The 18295-nt window shown below is 38.1% G+C and carries 16 protein-coding genes; 14 read left to right on the plus strand and 2 right to left on the minus strand.

Features of this window, described 5'->3' with window-relative positions; all coding sequences use genetic code 11:
- Positions 1-33: 33 nt before the first annotated feature.
- From AB1279_RS01345 to galE, 4 genes are all read left to right on the plus strand, one after another.
- Positions 34-1356, plus strand: coding sequence for a UDP-glucose dehydrogenase family protein (locus AB1279_RS01345; protein WP_429757575.1), 1323 nt, complete (start codon positions 34-36; stop codon positions 1354-1356).
- A gap of 48 nt (positions 1357-1404) precedes the next feature.
- The gene (locus AB1279_RS01350) at positions 1405-2790 is read left to right on the plus strand and encodes a sugar phosphate nucleotidyltransferase (protein WP_429757576.1); all 1386 of its coding nucleotides are present in this window, start codon (positions 1405-1407) and stop codon (positions 2788-2790) included.
- Between the two features lie 80 nt (positions 2791-2870).
- Positions 2871-3815 carry a mannose-6-phosphate isomerase, class I gene (gene manA, locus AB1279_RS01355; RefSeq protein WP_429757577.1) on the plus strand — a complete coding sequence of 315 codons (945 nt, stop codon included), beginning with the start codon at positions 2871-2873 and terminating at the stop codon, positions 3813-3815.
- 66 nt (positions 3816-3881) lie between these two features.
- Positions 3882-4919: a UDP-glucose 4-epimerase GalE gene (gene galE / locus AB1279_RS01360; protein WP_429757578.1), complete on the plus strand. Its 1038-nt coding sequence runs from the start codon at positions 3882-3884 to the stop codon at positions 4917-4919.
- Between the two features lie 173 nt (positions 4920-5092).
- Here galE and AB1279_RS01365 read toward each other — a convergent pair whose 3' ends face one another.
- A complete protein-coding gene (locus AB1279_RS01365; protein WP_429757579.1) occupies positions 5093-6076 on the minus strand; it encodes an LCP family protein in 984 nt (327 codons plus the stop codon).
- Between the two features lie 567 nt (positions 6077-6643).
- Here AB1279_RS01365 and AB1279_RS01370 point away from each other — a divergent pair.
- The 5 genes from AB1279_RS01370 to AB1279_RS01390 all read left to right on the plus strand — a co-directional run bounded on the left by AB1279_RS01370 (position 6644) and on the right by AB1279_RS01390 (position 12289).
- Positions 6644-7561 (plus strand): LytR family transcriptional regulator, encoded by a 918-nt coding sequence (locus AB1279_RS01370; RefSeq protein ID WP_429757580.1) that lies wholly within the window; start codon positions 6644-6646, stop codon positions 7559-7561.
- Positions 7562-7646: 85 nt separating this feature from the next.
- Entirely contained in the window at positions 7647-8435 is a 789-nt protein-coding gene (locus AB1279_RS01375) for an SGNH/GDSL hydrolase family protein (RefSeq protein WP_429757581.1), read from the plus strand.
- A 324-nt stretch (positions 8436-8759) separates the two neighbouring features.
- Positions 8760-10610, plus strand: a complete 1851-nt coding sequence (locus AB1279_RS01380; RefSeq protein WP_429757582.1) for an NTP transferase domain-containing protein — start codon at positions 8760-8762, stop codon at positions 10608-10610.
- 15 nt (positions 10611-10625) lie between these two features.
- Positions 10626-11600 (plus strand): DMT family transporter, encoded by a 975-nt coding sequence (locus tag AB1279_RS01385; RefSeq protein ID WP_429757583.1) that lies wholly within the window; start codon positions 10626-10628, stop codon positions 11598-11600.
- A complete protein-coding gene (locus tag AB1279_RS01390; RefSeq protein ID WP_429753056.1) occupies positions 11597-12289 on the plus strand; it encodes a sugar phosphate nucleotidyltransferase in 693 nt (230 codons plus the stop codon). Before AB1279_RS01385 ends, AB1279_RS01390 begins: the two co-directional genes overlap by 4 nt.
- Before the next feature lie 41 nt (positions 12290-12330).
- On the opposite strand, the gene AB1279_RS01395 is transcribed toward AB1279_RS01390, so the two are convergent.
- Positions 12331-13092 carry a LicD family protein gene (locus AB1279_RS01395; protein WP_429757584.1) on the minus strand — a complete coding sequence of 254 codons (762 nt, stop codon included), beginning with the start codon at positions 13090-13092 and terminating at the stop codon, positions 12331-12333.
- A gap of 383 nt (positions 13093-13475) precedes the next feature.
- Here AB1279_RS01395 and AB1279_RS01400 point away from each other — a divergent pair, with 383 nt between their 5' ends.
- The 5 genes from AB1279_RS01400 (at position 13476) to AB1279_RS01420 (ending at position 18205) form a co-directional block, all read left to right on the plus strand.
- Entirely contained in the window at positions 13476-14666 is a 1191-nt protein-coding gene (locus tag AB1279_RS01400) for an efflux RND transporter periplasmic adaptor subunit (protein ID WP_429757585.1), read from the plus strand.
- Positions 14663-15343: an ABC transporter ATP-binding protein gene (locus AB1279_RS01405; RefSeq protein ID WP_429753059.1), complete on the plus strand. Its 681-nt coding sequence runs from the start codon at positions 14663-14665 to the stop codon at positions 15341-15343. The genes AB1279_RS01400 and AB1279_RS01405 overlap by 4 nt, the downstream gene beginning before the upstream one ends.
- Positions 15340-16539 carry an ABC transporter permease gene (locus tag AB1279_RS01410; RefSeq protein ID WP_429757586.1) on the plus strand — a complete coding sequence of 400 codons (1200 nt, stop codon included), beginning with the start codon at positions 15340-15342 and terminating at the stop codon, positions 16537-16539. Before AB1279_RS01405 ends, AB1279_RS01410 begins: the two co-directional genes overlap by 4 nt.
- Before the next feature lie 267 nt (positions 16540-16806).
- A complete protein-coding gene (locus AB1279_RS01415) occupies positions 16807-17487 on the plus strand; it encodes a Yip1 family protein (RefSeq protein ID WP_429757587.1) in 681 nt (226 codons plus the stop codon).
- A 241-nt stretch (positions 17488-17728) separates the two neighbouring features.
- Positions 17729-18205, plus strand: a complete 477-nt coding sequence (locus AB1279_RS01420) for a sigma-70 family RNA polymerase sigma factor (RefSeq protein ID WP_429753065.1) — start codon at positions 17729-17731, stop codon at positions 18203-18205.
- The last annotated feature ends 90 nt before the right edge of the window (positions 18206-18295 follow it).

Consider the following 18295-nt stretch of genomic DNA (forward strand, 5'->3'; position numbering starts at 1 on the left):
TTTAATAATGAATAAGAAAGGGATGCTTAAAGTATGAAGATTGCTGTAGTAGGTACAGGATATGTAGGTCTTGTTACAGGTGTAGCGTTATCTCATATCGGTCATGAAGTTACCTGTATTGATATTGACACAAAAAAAGTAGAAAGTATGCAAAAAGGAATTTCTCCTATATATGAACCAGGATTAGAAGAGCTTATGCTTCAAAATATTGAAGAGAATAGGCTCTTTTTTACTACAAGTCATCAAGAAGGATTCGTGAATGCTGACGTTATTTATATTGCGGTAGGTACACCAGAACGTGAAGATGGTTCAGCTAATCTATCGTATATTGAGCAAGTTGCAAAAGATATTGCGCCTAATGTAAATCATGACATTATTGTCGTAACGAAGAGTACAGTTCCTGTTGGAACAAACCATTACATCAAACAGTTGATTACAGAAAACCTTAAGAAGGATATAAAGGTAGAAGTTGTATCTAATCCAGAGTTTTTACGAGAAGGTTCTTCTGTTTATGATACATTCAACGGTGATCGTATTGTCATTGGTGCTGATAGTGAAGAGGCAGCTAATGTTATAGAAGAAATTAATAAACCGTTTGGGATTTCAGTTTATAAGACTGATATTCGCAGTGCCGAGATGATTAAATATGCTTCTAACGCATTTTTAGCTACAAAAATTAGCTTTGTTAATGAAATTGCAAATATTTGTGAAAAAGTTGGGGCAAATATTGAAGATGTAGCACATGGTATGGGACTAGATAAGCGTATTGGCTCGATGTTTTTAAATGCTGGTATTGGTTACGGAGGATCTTGCTTCCCGAAAGATACGAAAGCATTAACCAAAATTGCATCTAATGTTGATCTTGATTTTACACTTCTAAAAGCTGTTGTCCAAGTTAACAATAAACAGCAGCATAAACTAGTAAAGAGTGCACAATCAAGATTAGGATCATTGCGTGATAAGAAGGTTGCTGTATTAGGGTTGGCATTTAAGCCAAATACAGATGATATGCGTGAAGCGGCTTCTGTTGTTCTTATTAAAGAATTGATTGGCGAGGGTGCCAAAGTAACTGCATATGATCCAGTTGCGATTGAAAATGCTAAGAAATTGCTTCCTAGCACAGTACAATTTACAGATCATCTTCAAGAAGCTTTAGTAGATAAAGATGTAGCTTTCATTGTAACCGAATGGCAGCAAGTAAAGGAATTGGATGTAGCTTCTTTCTCTCAGTTTATGAAGCAACCAATTGTGTTTGATGGACGAAATTGCTTCGACTTGAAAGAAGTAAAGAAACATGAAATAGAGTACTATTCAATTGGACGAAATAGTGTACAAAATTTAAGACAGTTAGTTTAGGGATTTCATATAGAGTTTTTATTTGTTACAGAAGGGAGAGATAGAATAGTGAAGTTAGTTCTTTTATCAGGCGGATCAGGAAAACGCCTATGGCCACTATCAAATGACACACGTTCCAAACAATTTCTAAAAGTATTAGAAAACAAAGAAGGCACACGTCAATCTATGGTGCAACGTGTATGGGGCCAATTGAAATCAGTTGGTTTAAGTGATTCAGCTGTTATTGCTACATCAAAAACACAAACAGAAATGATTTATAATCAATTAGGTACAGATGTACCGTTAATTGTAGAACCGGAGCGGAGGGATACATTCCCAGCGATCGCACTTGCCGGTTCTTTTTTATTTTCTGAACAACATACCAGTTTAGATGAAACGGTTATTGTGTTGCCAGTTGATCCTTATGTAGAAGATAGCTTTTTTGAACGAGTGAAAGATTTAGAGGCTGCCCTGCAGGATTCGGGTGCTGACCTAGCTCTGATGGGGGTTGAACCAACGTATCCATCTTCTAAGTATGGATATATTGTGCCGACAGGAGAGAATGTTTCGCAAGAGCACTTCAATGTGGCACGTTTCACTGAGAAACCGAGTGAAGAAAAAGCAGTAACATTAATGGAACAAAAAGCATTATGGAACTGTGGTGTGTTTGCGTTCAAATTAAGATATTTAATCGATATATTAGAAGAGAAGAACCTTTCCGTTCTTTATCACGAACTCTCTAATCAGTATAATCAGCTTCCGAAAATCAGTTTTGATTATGAAGTCGTAGAAAAGGTAAATCATATTGTTGCGCTGCCTTATAAGGGATACTGGAAAGACCTTGGTACGTGGAATACTCTTACGGAGGAAATGGCAACGAACCAAATGGGAAAGGGAATTATGAGTGAAGACTCTCAAAATACTCATGTTGTAAATGAGTTAGAGATTCCTATTACTGTAGTCGGACTTTCTGATGTAGTTGTTGCGGCGAGTCCAGATGGGATTCTTGTTTCTGATAAAGCATCTAGCCCAAAGATTAAAGATTTAATTGGTACTTTTGATCAACCACCTATGTATGAAGAACGGATTTGGGGTTGGTCGAAGGTACTAGACTATGCAAAATATGAAAACGAAGAAATGGTAACGAAACGCATTTGTATTGAAGAAAATAAAAACTCTACCTATCATTACCACAATTTACGAAATGAAGTATGGACAATTATTCGCGGTGAAGGTGAGCTTATTTTAGATGGGAATATTCGCCGTGTGAAAGCTGGAGATATTGTTCATATCCCTGTTAATCGGCAGCATGCGATTCGTGCAATTAGTGAGTTAGAATTTATTGAGGTGCAAACAGGAAAAGAAGTAGTCGATACTGATTTTGTTCGTCTTTATACAAATTGGGATGATATTTTAACGCATTATTACCAATCACAAGCACAGGTTATTATGTAACCGCTAGAGTATTCTAGCGGTTTTTTCTTTTAAGGATCAAGGAATGAAACCATTATTCAGAAAGAAGGTAGTATGCAGCGATGAAATCACCGTTATTTTTACAACCTGTTCTCCAAGAAAGAATCTGGGGAGGAACGTCATTAGAGCAATTTAATTATGAATTGTCTTCTGAGTTCACTGGAGAATGCTGGGGTATTTCCGCACATCCAAATGGTTTAAGTGTTGTGAAAGACGGTATATATAAAGGAGCAACACTTGAACAGTTATGGAATGAACATCGTCATTTATTCGGCAATTACTCCTCTACACAATTTCCGCTTTTAACGAAAATATTAGATGCCAATACTGATTTGTCCGTTCAAGTGCATCCAGATGATAAGTTTGCTCATGCGTACGAAAATGGGGAACTTGGAAAGACTGAGTGTTGGTACATTATTAATTGTAAAGAGAATGCGGAGCTTGTGTACGGTCATTATGCAAGAACGAAGGAAGAGTTCCGGCGCCTTGTTGCAGAAGGAAGGTGGAATGAATTATTGCGTCGCGTGGCAATCAAGCCAGGTGATTTTTTTTATGTGCCAAGCGGTACCATTCATGCGCTTTGTGAAGGAACAATTGTGTTAGAGACGCAGCAAAGCTCAGATACGACATATCGAGTGTATGATTACGACCGAAATGATTCTAATGGTCAAAAACGAGAACTTCATCTTGAAAAGGCTGTTTCAGTATCTATGATTCCACATCAAGATTATGAAGTAGAAGTGAAAGTAGCCGAGAACAATGGCGCGATGATTACAACGTTTGTACAAGAACAATATTTCTCTGTTTATAAATGGGAAGTGCAAGAAGAAGCTTCGTTTCAACAAGATAAACCATTTCAACTTGTGAGTGTGATTGAAGGTGAAGCTGTTATGACGACAGTAGAGGGTGAATTTCTACTGAAAAAGGGAAATCATTTTATTCTTCCTGCTGAGATAGGGAATTTTGTGCTGAAAGGGAATATAACAGTTATCGCATCTCATCCATAGAATATAACGTATTAGTTTTTCATGTATTAGCTTTTGTGGAGCAATATTTTGAAAGGGGAGATTGTTATGGCAATACTTGTAACAGGCGGAGCGGGGTACATTGGTAGTCATACATGCGTAGAGCTATTAAATAGTGGATATGAAATTGTAGTGGTGGACAATCTTTCTAATAGTTCAGTAGAGTCGTTAAAGCGGGTCAAAGAAATAACAGAAAAACCATTTAAGGTTTATAATGAGAACCTGTTAAATCGTGAGGCCATTGATGAGATTTTTAAGGAGAATGATATTGAAGCAGTGATCCATTTTGCTGGTCTAAAAGCTGTAGGAGAGTCAGTCGCAATTCCGCTTACATATTATCATAACAACATAACAAGTACGTTAATTCTATGTGATGTGATGCAGAAGCATAATGTAAAAAACATGATTTTCAGTTCATCTGCAACGGTGTATGGTGTGCCGGAAACATCACCAATTACAGAAGAGTTTCCTTTAAGTGCTACAAATCCATATGGTCAAACGAAAGTAATGATTGAACAGATTTTGCGCGATGTTGCTGCAGCTGATTCTGAGTGGAGCATTGCATTACTTCGTTACTTTAATCCATTTGGAGCACATGAAAGCGGCCGTATTGGAGAAAATCCAAATGGAATTCCAAACAATTTAATGCCGTATGTAACGCAAGTTGCGGTTGGGAAGTTAGAAGAGTTAAGTATATTTGGTAGCGACTATCCAACAAAAGATGGTACAGGTGTACGTGACTATATTCATGTTGTTGATCTTGCAAATGGACACGTAAAAGCTCTTGAAAAGGTTTTACGGACAACGGGAGTAGAGGCGTATAATCTTGGTACAGGTAATGGCTATAGTGTGTTAGAGATGGTACAAGCATTTGAGAAAGTGTCAGGAAAAACAATTCCTTATAAGTTTACAGAGCGCCGGCCTGGAGATGTTGCGGTATGTTTTGCGGATTCTTCAAAAGCGGAAAGGGAATTAGGCTGGAAAGCAAAGCGGGGGCTTGAAGAAATGTGTGCGGATTCATGGAGATGGCAGTCGAATAACGAGAACGGTTATAAAGAAGAGCAGTTTGTTAGGGGAAATATGTGATCTAGCAAATTGCTCTTTTTTAATACGATTATTATTTATGGTACTACTATGTAAAATACCAGACTCACCCAGTTTTATTTAATGAATTAAGAGAACAACTTAGCCTGTCTAAGAAGTAATATGAAAAGAAGCTGCTCAAAAGCTTTGCTTTTAGGCAGCTTCTTTTTTGTGATTTAATTCATAAAATACTGTGAAACAACTTGGTTCAGTTGTCCTTTGTCTATTACCAATTCATCGTTATTATTCTTTAAAATATCATCATACATGGTCTTCCACTCTCCGCCAATTTGATGATATTGCAATTGTTTGGCTGGATCAAAGTCTTTTACAGCCAGTCCTAAGCTCAACATATCTGTTGTCGTCATATTGGATGCGATTAAGAAGTTTGGAATTTGCTTTACAAGTGATGGGATTTTTGTCACGTTTGATGGTTGCAGAACCTTCTTTGCGATTCCTACCAATGCTTCTTCTTGTAATCTTTGGCGGTCATATTCGCCATTTTTAAGAGAGTAGCGTTCATGCACAACTTCTGTTACCAATTTGCCATCCGCTGCTTGTGTACCGGCATTTACTACTTTATTGTAATCTTCTGGGTACCAAGGATGTGTAAGTTTCACATCAAATGGCACGTTCATTTCAATGCCGCCAATAGCATCTACCATTCCTTGCAAGCCTTCGTAGTTTGTTTCTACGTAGTAATTAATGGGTACGTTTGTTAATTCGGTGATGGCTTTTATTGCAGCTTCTACACCTTTTTGCGGACCTTCTGTTGCTTGCTTGATGTATTGAACGCTTGTTAATTTTGTATAGCCGTAGTCGTCAAGGTGCACGCGTGTATCACGCGGAATGCTCATTGCATGGTATTCTTTTTTATTTAAATCAACATGGACGATCATCATGGAATCGGAATGACCAATATTTTCACCTTTTCGTTCATCCGAACCCATTAATAAAATGTTAAAGGCAACGTTTTGTGCTTTTGTGTTTTGACTTGAATCTGCTTTTTTAGTAGGATTGGAATTTATTACAGGAACAGTTTTGAAATGGTTCTTAGGCTGCAATTGTTTGTAGGCATAAGCACCTGTTCCTACAGCAATAATGATTACTGCCAGTAAGCTGAATCCAATAATTTTGCCTAGTTTCTTTCCCGTTTTCATAGAATCCCCCATTATTTTTTCGTTATCTAGATATGTAAAAAAATTGCAGGATGTATATAAAATAATTTTACTATATAATGAAGGGATTTTTCTATATAATTTTCTGATTTTTTAAACTATTATCGATGTATGAGAGAATAGCCTGCCTTTGTATATAAAATCACGCATACATATTCTAGCAATAACAAATAGGTTGCGATGAGAATCTGAAACATTTTAGATGATTTTATGAAATTTAGAATTTGATACATGCTTGTTTACATATGCTGAATTACGGAGTCAAATAGCGGTATGCTTATGGTTATTTTAGTCAATTATACAAGAGAGAGAATAGCCTTGATACAGGGCACGTTGCTTGCTTGAAATAAATGAGTTGATTGTAAAGAACGTATTCATCAAACAACTCGTTAAGGAACATGATTGATAGGCTGAAGGCTTTATGTAGGAAATCAATAGCATCCAATTTATTGGTGCAAAAGTGGCGTAATAAAATACTAAAATGTGACATGTTATGACGAATGAGGATTTATAATAGCCTGTCAATTGAAAGGGGAGAAGGCACAAAAGATGAAAAAGAAAATTCTATTCTGGATTTTTGGTATCGTAGGTGTTCTAGTAGTTGCAGGCGGGGCATACGCTTATCATATTTATTCTTCTGTTTCTAGTACGTTAGAGCAAGTACATAAGCCGCTAGACCATGATAAATCAGAAAAGCGTGAAGAAAAAGTAGATGTAGTAGATCACAAGCCTATTTCTATTCTGCTACTGGGCAGTGATCAACGAACAGATGAGGTTGGACGTTCAGATTCTTTAATGCTATTTACTTTAAACCCAAAGACAAAGTCGATGAAAATCGTAAGTATTCCGCGTGATTCGTATACAGAAATCATTGGTAAGGGGAAGAAAGATAAGATTAACCATGCATATGCATTTGGCGGAGTTGACATGGCTGTGAAAACAGTAGAAAGTTTTCTTGATGTTCCGGTTGATTATTATATTGAAGTAAATATGGCTGGATTTAAAGACATTGTTGATGCTGTTGATGGTGTAGATGTTTATAATGACTTAGACTTTACATCAGATGGTACACATTTTGCAAAAGGTGATATTCATCTAAATGGTGATATGGCTTTAAAATATACGCGTATGCGCTACGAAGACCCGCGCGGTGATTTTGGTCGTCAAATGCGTCAACGTCAAGTCATTCAAGCTGTAATTAAAAAAGGTGCAAATGTTTCTTCCCTTGCAAACTATGGCAGTGTCTTACAAGCCATTCAAAAGAATGTAAAGACAAGCTTAACGCAAGAGCAAATGTTTGATATTCAAAAGAATTATAAAGATGTTCGTCAAAATGTTGAAGAGGTCCAAATTCCTGGTGATGGCCACAAGGCTGAGGATGGAATCTGGTACTATTTTGTAACAGATCAAACACGTAAAGATATCTCTAACAAATTAAGAGAAAATCTTGAATTACCAAAGAAGTAAATTTTAAGCCCAACTACTCACATAGTAGTTGGGCTTATTTTTGCACCAATATTAGGTAGCATAAGATGAATAATGGGGTGAATGTATGGATAAGAGAGTTTGGCTTGTGTTTTTGATTTTTATATTGTTTATTGCTTCTGTTGTGAGTGGTAAGGTGTATTGGAATAAGAAGGTTGCGAAGGCGACGAAGCAAGAAGTGAGTCTGAAAGAGGAAGCTGCGAAGAAAACAGAGACAAAGGTGTCTTTTAATGAAGGGTATGCGAAGAATTTACCAACTGCGGTGAAAGAGAAGTTGAAGAAAGCAGCTAGCGAGAAGAAAGCAGTGAATCTTGTGATTGTTGGAGATGAAGCGTCTTCTGCAAGTCCGGATGCTTGGCCAGAGAAGGTAAAGGCGAATTTAAATGCAAATTATGGTCAAGGCCTTTGGAATGTAACAGTTCAAGAGTATAAGGGAGAAAGTACAGAAGACCTCATTGCAAAGAGCCGAGCGAAAGAAATTGCTGATCTAAAGCCAGATGTTGTACTATTTGAGCCGCCTTTTATTACAGATAATAAGAAGATTGGTAATGGTAATTCTGTCGCGAATGCACAAAATTTTATAGGGGCATTGCAAGCGAGTGCAAAGGATGCAACGATTATAATTCAACCGCCAAATCCAGTGTATAATGCGAAGGAGTATCCGACATTTGTTGCTGCTTTGAAACAGTTTGCGGAGCAAGGTGGTTATACGTATATTAATCATTGGGAAGTATGGCCTGATTCAATGACAAAGGACATTTTACCATATTTACAAGATGAGCTTGGTTTCCCAAATGCGAAAGGTCAAGAGCTTTGGGCACAGTATGTGACGAATTATTTTGTTGCAAAATCATAGAAAGTGGGGAAAGTCATTTTAGTGTAGCTAAAGTGACTTTTTTTGTTTCAAAAATCTAAAATTTAAGAGCGAATGCTAATTTATATTATAAATTTTAGGGAGAACCAATAGTGGATAGAGGGCTTTTCTGGAATTCCTCATTTTAATCAAACGTTTGTTTAAACTATATATCTTCTATATAAATTCCTCGTTATATTAAGTATTTTCAATGTTTTTACAATCCTAATATTTCCTTTACAAAAGATTTACATAGTATCCCATCGGTGATAATATAATTAATGTATTCAAAAATTGAACGCATTTTTAATGTTGGAGGCTATCGGTATGCAACATGTGTTAAATATATTAGAGATTATTAATAAAGAGCCGCAGATGAGTCAGAAGAAGATCGCGGAGCGTTGTCATATTTCGGTTGGTAAAGTGAATTATATTATGAATGATTTAACGGAAAAAGAGATGATTTATAGCAAGAAGTCTGGTAAGCGTATGAGCTATTATTTGCATGAGAAAGGGATTGCGCTTTTACAGAAGGAGCTTGCAGCGTTTCAAGGAAAGAAGATTCGCATGCATCAGCAGCAAGGTCATAAGAAAGTGACGCAAGCGGTTATTTTGGCAGCTGGGAATCGAAAAGAAATTGGTAAACCATCTTGTTTGTTAGAGGTTGGGGAGCAAATCCTTCTTGATCGTCATTTGGATGTACTGCAAAATAACGGAATTGAAAAGGTTGTTATTGTGACAGGGTATCAGCCAGAAGCATTTGAGAACTGGGTGAATCATAGTGGTGTGCATTTCACAGAGAACCATAAGTATAAGTGGACGGGATCGATGGCATCGCTTGCTTGTGTGAGTGAATTGATTACAGATGATTTCTTATTAATTGAAGATGATATTGTTATTGAAGAGCGCGCGATTTCACAAGTGCTGCAATACCCAGAACGTGATTGCGTATTAATTACAAGTGAAAGCGGCTCTGGTGATGAGGCGTTTGTTGAGATTCAGAACGGACATTTGTATAAGATTTCAAAGGATATTCATCAGTTAAACCGTATTGATGGCGAGATGATTGGTGTTTCGAAAATTTCTTATGATGTGTTCGCGAAGATGTTAGAGACATTTCGTCATAATAAAAACTCGTATGTGAACTATGAGTATTTACTTCTTGATGTTGCGAGAACGTATGATATCGGATATGTGAAGCTGCAAAGTGTTGTGTGGGCAGAAATTGATACGAATGAGCAATATGAACATGTGCAAAATAAGGTGTACCATCAGTTGAAGCGAAAGGAAGCGGAGTTTAAGGAGAAACAAATTAAACGTCACGTTGCAGAAGCGCTTCAAATTTCACCAGAAGAGGTGTCGGATATTCAGCCGTTTGGCGGGATGACAAATACAAACTTTAAAGTGCGGGCATTGGAGAAGGAGTATGTACTTCGTATTCCAGGAAGCGGCACGGAAGAGATGATTAGTCGCCATGATGAGATGGTGAACTCGAATGTAGCAAGTGAACTTGGCATCGATGCGGCGCTTCTTTACTTTAATGAAGAAACAGGCGTAAAAGTAGCGGAGTTAATTCCGAATGCGGAAACGTTAAATCCGAAAACAGCGAAGCGCAGTGATAATATGCAGTTAACAGCGGCTGTGCTAAAACAGCTACATACATCTGGTGCTGTGATGCACAATACATTCAATGTATTTGAGAAGATGGCACATTATGAAGGTTTATTACAGAAAGTAAATGGTCGTAATTTCGATGATTATGAAGAAGTAAAGCGCGCTGTGATGAAGCTAAAAGCGATGTATGAAGAGATGAATGTTACATTGACAGCTTGTCATAATGATACGGTTCCTGAGAACTTCGTGAAGAGCGGGGAAGAGAAGATTTATTTAATTGACTGGGAATACGGCGGTATGAACGATCCAATGTGGGATTTAGCAGCGCATAGTTTAGAGTGCGATTTCTCACCAGAAGAGGAAGAGTTATTTTTAGATTACTATTTTAATGGAAATGTAGAAGAAGAGCATAAGACGCGTATTTTAATGAATAAAATCTTCCAAGATTTCTTATGGAGCATTTGGACGAATATTAAAGAAGCGAAGGGCAGCGATTTCGGTACGTATGGTATCGACCGCTATAACCGTGCGAAGAAACATATACAAATCTTTTATGGAGCATAATGGAGGGGGAACATCATGGGGATAAAGCGAAGTAAAGGCGCATTTTATGGATTGTTTTCTGGGTTCGCTTGGGCTTTAGATACAGTTTTAATTGGAATTGTGTTATCATCACAATTGATGATGGCAACGGAGCAAGTGATTTTTCTTGCGCCGCTGGTAAGTACGTTTTTACATGATTTTATGTCCAGTCTTTGGATGATGCTGTATATGGCGATGAAAGGACAATTGAAGACAGCCCTTTCGAAATTGAAAACGAGAAGCGGCCGCTTCGTTATACTTGGCGCACTTATGGGCGGACCGATTGGGATGACGTTTTATGTATTAGCTGTTAAATATATTGGTGCTTCCTATACGGCAGCGATCTCGGCTATCTATCCAGCTATTGGTGCATTTTTAGCGTTTATTTTCTTGAAGGATCGCCTTCGTTTATCGAACTGGTTTGGATTGTTAATTAGTATCGTATTTATTATTATTCTTGGGTTTACTGGTGATGGCTTTACGTCAGACAATTATATGCTAGGATTTATCTTTGCATTAATTTGTACCGTTGGCTGGGGCCTTGAGTGTGTCATTTGTGCATACGGTATGAAAGATGAAGAAGTATCACCAGAAGAAGCGCTGCAAATTCGTCAGCTTGTGTCAGCAACGACGTACGGTCTTGTAATTTTACCGGCATTTGGCGGTCATTTCTTAACAAAGGGAGTCATCATGAGTGCAGAGTTTATTTTAATTCTGTTCATTGCATTAGTCGGAACAGCATCATACGTGTTCTATTACAAAGCGATTCATGAAATTGGTCCAACAAGAGCGATGGCGCTGAATATTACGTATTCTGCCTGGGCAGTTGTCATTTCAATGGTAGCGCTTGGATCACCGTTTTCGTGGAAGCTTATTATTTGCTGCGTAGCGATTTTGATCGGATCAATCTTAACGGTAGCAAATCCAGATGAATTTATGAAATCAAAGAAATATAGAGGTGAAACAGCATGAGAGCGATTCTTTTAGCTGCTGGCATGGGGACGCGCCTGCGCCCATTAACATTAACAACGCCAAAGTCGCTAGTAGAGGTGAACGGAAAACCAATGCTAGAGAGACAAATTGAGTATTTACAAGAAAAAGGCGTAGAAGAGATTATTGTTGTAACAGGTTATTTAGCAGAGAAGTTCGATTATCTTGTGGAGAAATATAACGTCAAGCTTGTGCATAATGATAAGTACGATGTGTACAATAATATTTATACAATGTACTTAGTACGTGACTATTTAGCAGATGCATATGTGATGGATGCAGATGTGTATTTACATCGCAATATCTTTATTGAAAACCCAGAGTCATCCTTGTACTTTAGTGCGAAGAAGAGTGAATTCCATAATGAATGGATTATTAAGCACGATAAAGATCGCAAAGTATATGACATTGAAATTGGCGATGGTGATAATGACTACATCTTATGTGGTATTTCCTATTGGTCAGAAGAAGACGGCGCATATATTGTGAAGAAATTAGAAGAAGTAGTTGCGCACGGCGATTTCAGCGAGCTGTACTGGGATAATATCGTGAAAGATAATATTCAAAGCTTAAATGTTCACTTATACAAAATTGGCAGCAATGACAGCTTTGAAATTGATTCTGTGCAGGATTTAGAGAAAGTAGAAGAAGCGATTGCTTGTTTAGTATAGTATAGGAAAGAAAAGCCGGTTTCTCACAAGGAGAAATCGGCTTATTTTGTATTTTCTTCTGTAAATTGCAGGTTCCCCATATGAATGCGGCGCTCGCTTTCTGCTGGCGGCTTCATATAATCACCATACAACAGTGTTAAGTATTGATGCGTATCGCTTGGTACTTGGAACCATTTTTCTTCAAAGATTCCTTTTTGAAGCGGAAAGATTTTATCCACCTCGAAATAGGCCCAGCCAAAGAATGGAGTTTCTACGCCGTATGTGACGATGTTGGATTTCTTGGTGAATTTCGCATATATTTTTTGAACTTGCATGTTGTTAATTGTGCGGCAAATGAAGTCTTTGACGCCGTTTATTTTCATTGGATATTCAAGTCGCGCTAAGCGATGAACAAATTTTTGAACTTTACTCGTTTCATGTACGTAATCAAACGGGAAAATATCAATGGAAAGACCTTTTCGCTTTACACCGTCCCAATCAATCCATTCAAATCCATCTAAATAAATAAGTTTCAGCCAGTTATGTTTTCCTTGCGTGTTTTCTTCTACGGTTTCTACTTTGAACGGCTCAGGCAGGTTTGCGGCAACAACGTTCACAAAGCGCTCATAGTCTTCGCGCAGCATAGCAATATCTGCATCATCGTCCCACGGGATAAATCCTTTATGTCTTGCTGATCCAAGCAGTGTGCCGTCTGTCAGCCAGTACGGAATTTGATGTGCTTCGCAAATACCGTGAAGTGCGACCATCATCTCAAGCATAAGACCTTGCGCTTGTTTCAGCGGATCTTTTTCAACTGTATTCAACCTATGTCCCTCCATTATCCGAAAGCTCTCTCTATATATGTTTCGACAAAAATCTAGTTTATATCTATAAGAAGTGTAACGCAAATGCAAATTCTTGTGCAACAGAAAGAAGAAATTGCAGATTTTTGTGTTATTTTGTCATTAATCAAACGTTTGTTTAAGAAAATAAGAGAGGGAATGTAAGAAACTTTGATGGAAGGTTTATCTTGTGCAAAAATATGGTAAAATAAAAATTTCAAAAAATTAAAGTATTTGTTACAATTATAATGGAAATGTCAAACTATGTAATAGAAATTTGCAAAACGTCAGATGTCTGTTGATAGTTTTTGGAAAAATTTATATAATTTTATTATATAAATAAATTAAATTAAAGGAGAAGAGATATGTTACCAGATACCACCGTTCATACCCCGAATAAAAAGAAAAAGTGGATTGTGATAGGAGTTATTGCCCTTATTGTAATCGTTGCTGCTGCAAATATTTTCATTATACAGAGTAAGAAAAAAGGCAGTGCATCAGATATTAAGTTTGCACAAGTATCAGAACGTCAGCTGAATAATACAAAATTAGTTTCTGGTCAAGTGAAACCAGGGAATATTGAAAGTTTCTATGCTGATATGACAAAAGGAAAAGTAAAAGATATTGCTGTAAAAGAAGGGCAAGAAGTGAAAAAAGGGGACAAGTTGTTCTCTTACGATAATGAAGAAATTAACCTGCAAATGCAACAAGCAGAAATTGATCAAAAAATGGCTTCTATGCGCTCTGATCAAGGAAAGAAAAAAATAGATTCATTGAAACAAGATATTAAAAAAGCGAAGGATAGCGGAGCAGGGAAAGCAGTACTTGAGCCGTTAGAATCGCAATTAAGTGAACTTGAAATGACGCAAAAAACAGCAGACCTTGAAAAAGAAAAAGGAAGCCTCCACATGGAAGAGCTGAAGAAAAAACAAGGTGAACTTACGATTTACAGTAATTTTGCTGGTGTTGTACAAAAGCTTGATAAAGATGCAACGCAAGGTTCCACGCAAGCAATGGGTGGCCAAGGAAAGCCATTTTTACAAATCGCCTCTAAAGATCCGTTCCAAGTCCAAGGAACATTAACTGAACTGCAAAAATCACAAATTCAAAAAGATCAAACTATTACAGTGACAGCAAAAGCAGCGCCAAAGAAAAAGTGGACTGGAAAAATTATTGAAGTAAGCGAATATCCAACAAGTGCTGACGTCAATGCACAAGCTATGGCAGGCGGAGAAGCAGGACAAAATATGTCTTATTATACATATAAAGCAACGCTCGATACACAAGATGGATTATCACCAGGATATCATGTATCACTGCAAGTAAATTTAGAGAATAAGAAAATGGTTGCAGTTCCTAGTAAAAGTATCGTAGCGGAAAAAGATGATGCATTTGTGTATGTAGAAGATAAAGGAAAGCTTCGCAAGCAAATGGTGAAGAAAGGTTCAAGTGACGGAGATTGGGTGGAAGTGCTTGAAGGCGTAACAGTAGGACAAAAGGTGGTTGAAAATCCTTCCGATAAAGTGTTTGACGGAATGGAAGTGAAGAAAAAATGATTACTTTAAACAATATTTCTAAAACGTATTATCAGGGGAGCTTAGCTGTACCCATTTTACATGATATTGGCTTGAAGATTGATAGCGGTGAGTTCGTTTCTATTATGGGTCCGTCTGGATCGGGGAAATCGACGCTTATGAATATTATCGGTTGTCTCGATCGTCCAACAGAAGGCGAATATATCCTGAATGACGTGAATATTTTAACAGCAGATGAGTCAAAGTTGGCACTCATTCGAAATGAATATATCGGCTTTGTGTTTCAGCATTTTAATTTATTACCTCGTCTTTCGGCGGTAGAAAATGTGGAGCTGCCTCTTATATATGGCGGTGTGAAGAAAGCAGAGCGCCGCGAAAGAGCATTAGAGGCATTAGGAAAGGTTGGATTAGCAGATCGCGTGCATCACTTGCCAAATGAATTGTCAGGCGGGCAAAAGCAGCGCGTGGCAATTGCACGTGCGATTGCCAATAGTCCAACATTTATTATGGCCGATGAACCAACAGGTGCGCTTGATACAAAATCGGGTGAACAAGTTATGAATATTTTCACCCAGCTAAACAAAGAAGGTACCACGATTGTAATGGTTACGCATGAAGAGGAAGTAGCAGCGTATTCATCCCGCCGCATTGTGCTTAGAGACGGAAGAATTACAGAAGATAGAAGGTGTGCCGTATGAGTTTACTAGATAGTATAAAAATTGCACTTTCTTCTATTCTAGCTCATAAGTTACGCTCGGCACTGACGATGCTTGGGATTATTATCGGTGTTGGTTCTATTATTACTGTCGTTGCGATTGGGCAAGGCGGGGAAGCGATGCTGAAGTCGCAATTTGCGGGTATAGGTAATAATGTGATTCCACTTCAGTTTCAAGCGGATATCGATAATCCATATTCGATGGGGATTGGCCAACGTCCAGAATTAAAAGATGAAGATATTCTTGCACTGAAAGAAGTGCCAGAGATTAGTCATGTTGTTACGACGAATACGGGTATGGAACCACTTGATATTAATGATAAAAAGGACATGACTAGTATTATTGGACTTGATAGTGAATATTTTGCGGTGAATAAAATCAAATTGACTGAAGGCCGCTCTTTAAATGAATCAGATGTTGAACGTGGTAATAACGTTGTGATGATTAGTACGAAAGCAAAGGATACGTTCTATCCGAAAGAAAATCCTGTTGGGAAAATTATCGAGGTAAAAGGCCAGCCCTTGCAAATTATCGGGGTGTATAAATCAGATAATAGCTTTATGGGCATGGGACCGTCGGAAATATTAATTCCGATTTCGCTTTGGCCAACACTATATGGGAAAAGTGAAATTCAAAATATCGCAGTACAAGTAAAAAATGTTGATCAAATGGAAGCGGTAGGAAAAAAAGCTGCTGGCGTTTTAAATGACCGAAAATCAGATGATATTCCAGGGAAGTATGAAGTTGTCGATATTGAGAAAATGAAAGAAAGCATCTCGAAAGTAACAAGTATCATGACAATGATTATCGGTGGTATTGCTGGTATTTCATTAGTCGTTGGCGGTATTGGCGTTATGAATATTATGCTCGTATCTGTTACAGAGCGTACGCGTGAAATTGGTGTTCGTAAAGCGCTCGGTGCAACGCGCGGGAAAATCTTGCTTCAATTCTTAATCGAGGCTGTGATGTTAACACTTCTTGGCGGTTTGATTGGAATTGGACTTGGATATGGAGGCGCTTATATCGTTTCTAGCTTTGCGAAATGGCCGCCGCTTGTGTCATGGGAAGTCGTGCTTGGCGGCGTTCTATTCTCGATGACGCTCGGTATTATTTTCGGATTAATTCCGGCAAACAAAGCAGCAAAACTCGATCCAATCGAAGCGCTGCGTTATGAATAACAGAAGACTCTTGGATATTTCTTTATAACCCCCAGTTCTGGTGGGTGGTTAATTCCTATTTATAAAGTGAAACTTCCGTCAGTGGGGGGCTTTATCTCCCACTGATGGAAAGCTCTCACCAATCGGGCGCATGCCAGCAGTTATCCCCCGCCTATCTTCATCGCTGTTCTCAATCTTAGAGTGGGGGTCTCACTGCCCGTTAATGCGGGATAAAAGTAGGGATTACCCACCCGTTAGAACGGGTATGAAAATAAAGGAGGTTTTTTTATGGAACCAAATATAAATACGCAAAAGGTAAGCGGCGAGAAGCCATCATTATTTGGAATCATTACATCACCAGCACTGCAGTTTGAAAAAATGAAGCACAGCAATGCGGTTTGGGGTGCATTTTGGCTATTAGCTGTATTAGCTGGGATTGTTGCTGTACTTGGTGTGTATATTTATTCTCTAACTCCAGAGGGAATTGAAACGAATGCAAAGCTCGGTGCTGCGGCTCCGCCACTAGCTGTAAGTTTAGGTATGGGATTTGTTTTTGGCTTAATTGGTATGATAATTGGATTCTTTATTAGTGCAGCCGTGTATAAAGTATTGATGATGTTTATGGGCAATGATACATCTTATAAGAAATTATTAACAATTGTTGTGTATACAAGCTTTATTACATTGCTGGGTTTACTTGTAAATTATATTTTAGCTTTGGTGCTTGGTGGAACGGGTAAAGAAATGTATACAGGTTTAGGACCAATATTTTCTTCTGCCGGCGGTGTTGTGCACGGCATTGCAAAATCATTTGAAGTCTTCACGATTTGGGGATTGGTTGTAACAGGCTTAGGATTACAGATTACAGCTGGTTTAAGCAAGAAACAAGCTACGATTCTTGTTATTATTTTCTTTATTCTATCATTGGGATTTGGAGCGCTTGGCGGTTTAGTTCCAACGATGAAGTAAATAAGTAATATTAGCGGAAACGGCTCATCTAGAGCCGTTTTTTTGTCGTATATTGGTGCCGAAGATAAAATTACTATGAATTTCAAATTTATCTAAGCAGAATTTCAAATACTACGTAGGTAAATTTGAAATTCTATTTTCCTATCATGAAATGCAGTGCGGTGAAGGTTATACCATTTTCTTATAAGGTAAAGGTACCGCGGAATAACAAAGAGGCATGCCTTTTAGAAATGGGCTGAACATGAAGCCAGTTACCTTTACAGAGGCAGTAGCATTGTATGAGAAGATGATTAGAAATCAAATGAAGAAGCTTTGTATTTACCGAGATTATGAAGAGTATTACCAATGCGGGCTTATTGCGCTTTGGCGGGCGTATGACAAATATGATGAAGAGAAGGGAAGTTTTCCAGCATATGCGCTTGTAACAGTGCGTGGTTATTTGCTAGAACGGTTAAAGAAGGAGCGCCGTTTTCAAGACCGGGAAACTTGCACGGAGCACAATATATTAGAAAATATAGGCGGTGAAGAGAAGCAAACGGAAGTGCTTGAATATATGAGTATGCTAGGGGCGAAAGAAAGATTTGTTTTGGTGGAACATTTCTACGGAGGAAAGAAGATGCATGAGATTGCAACTGAGCTGGGCATGACTTATCATCAAGCACGCTGGATATATCGGCAAGCGCTGAAAAAAATACGAGCGCATGCGGCAAAAGAATAAAATAAAAAGGAGGCAACATATGAGGTTGTCTCCTTTTGGTATATGTCCTGATTTTTGTCATCGTGTTTATCCCGCTACTCGTGGGCAGTA

Source organism: Bacillus sp. S14(2024), from assembly GCF_050473785.1.
Taxonomy (GTDB): domain Bacteria; phylum Bacillota; class Bacilli; order Bacillales; family Bacillaceae_G; genus Bacillus_A; species Bacillus_A yunxiaonensis.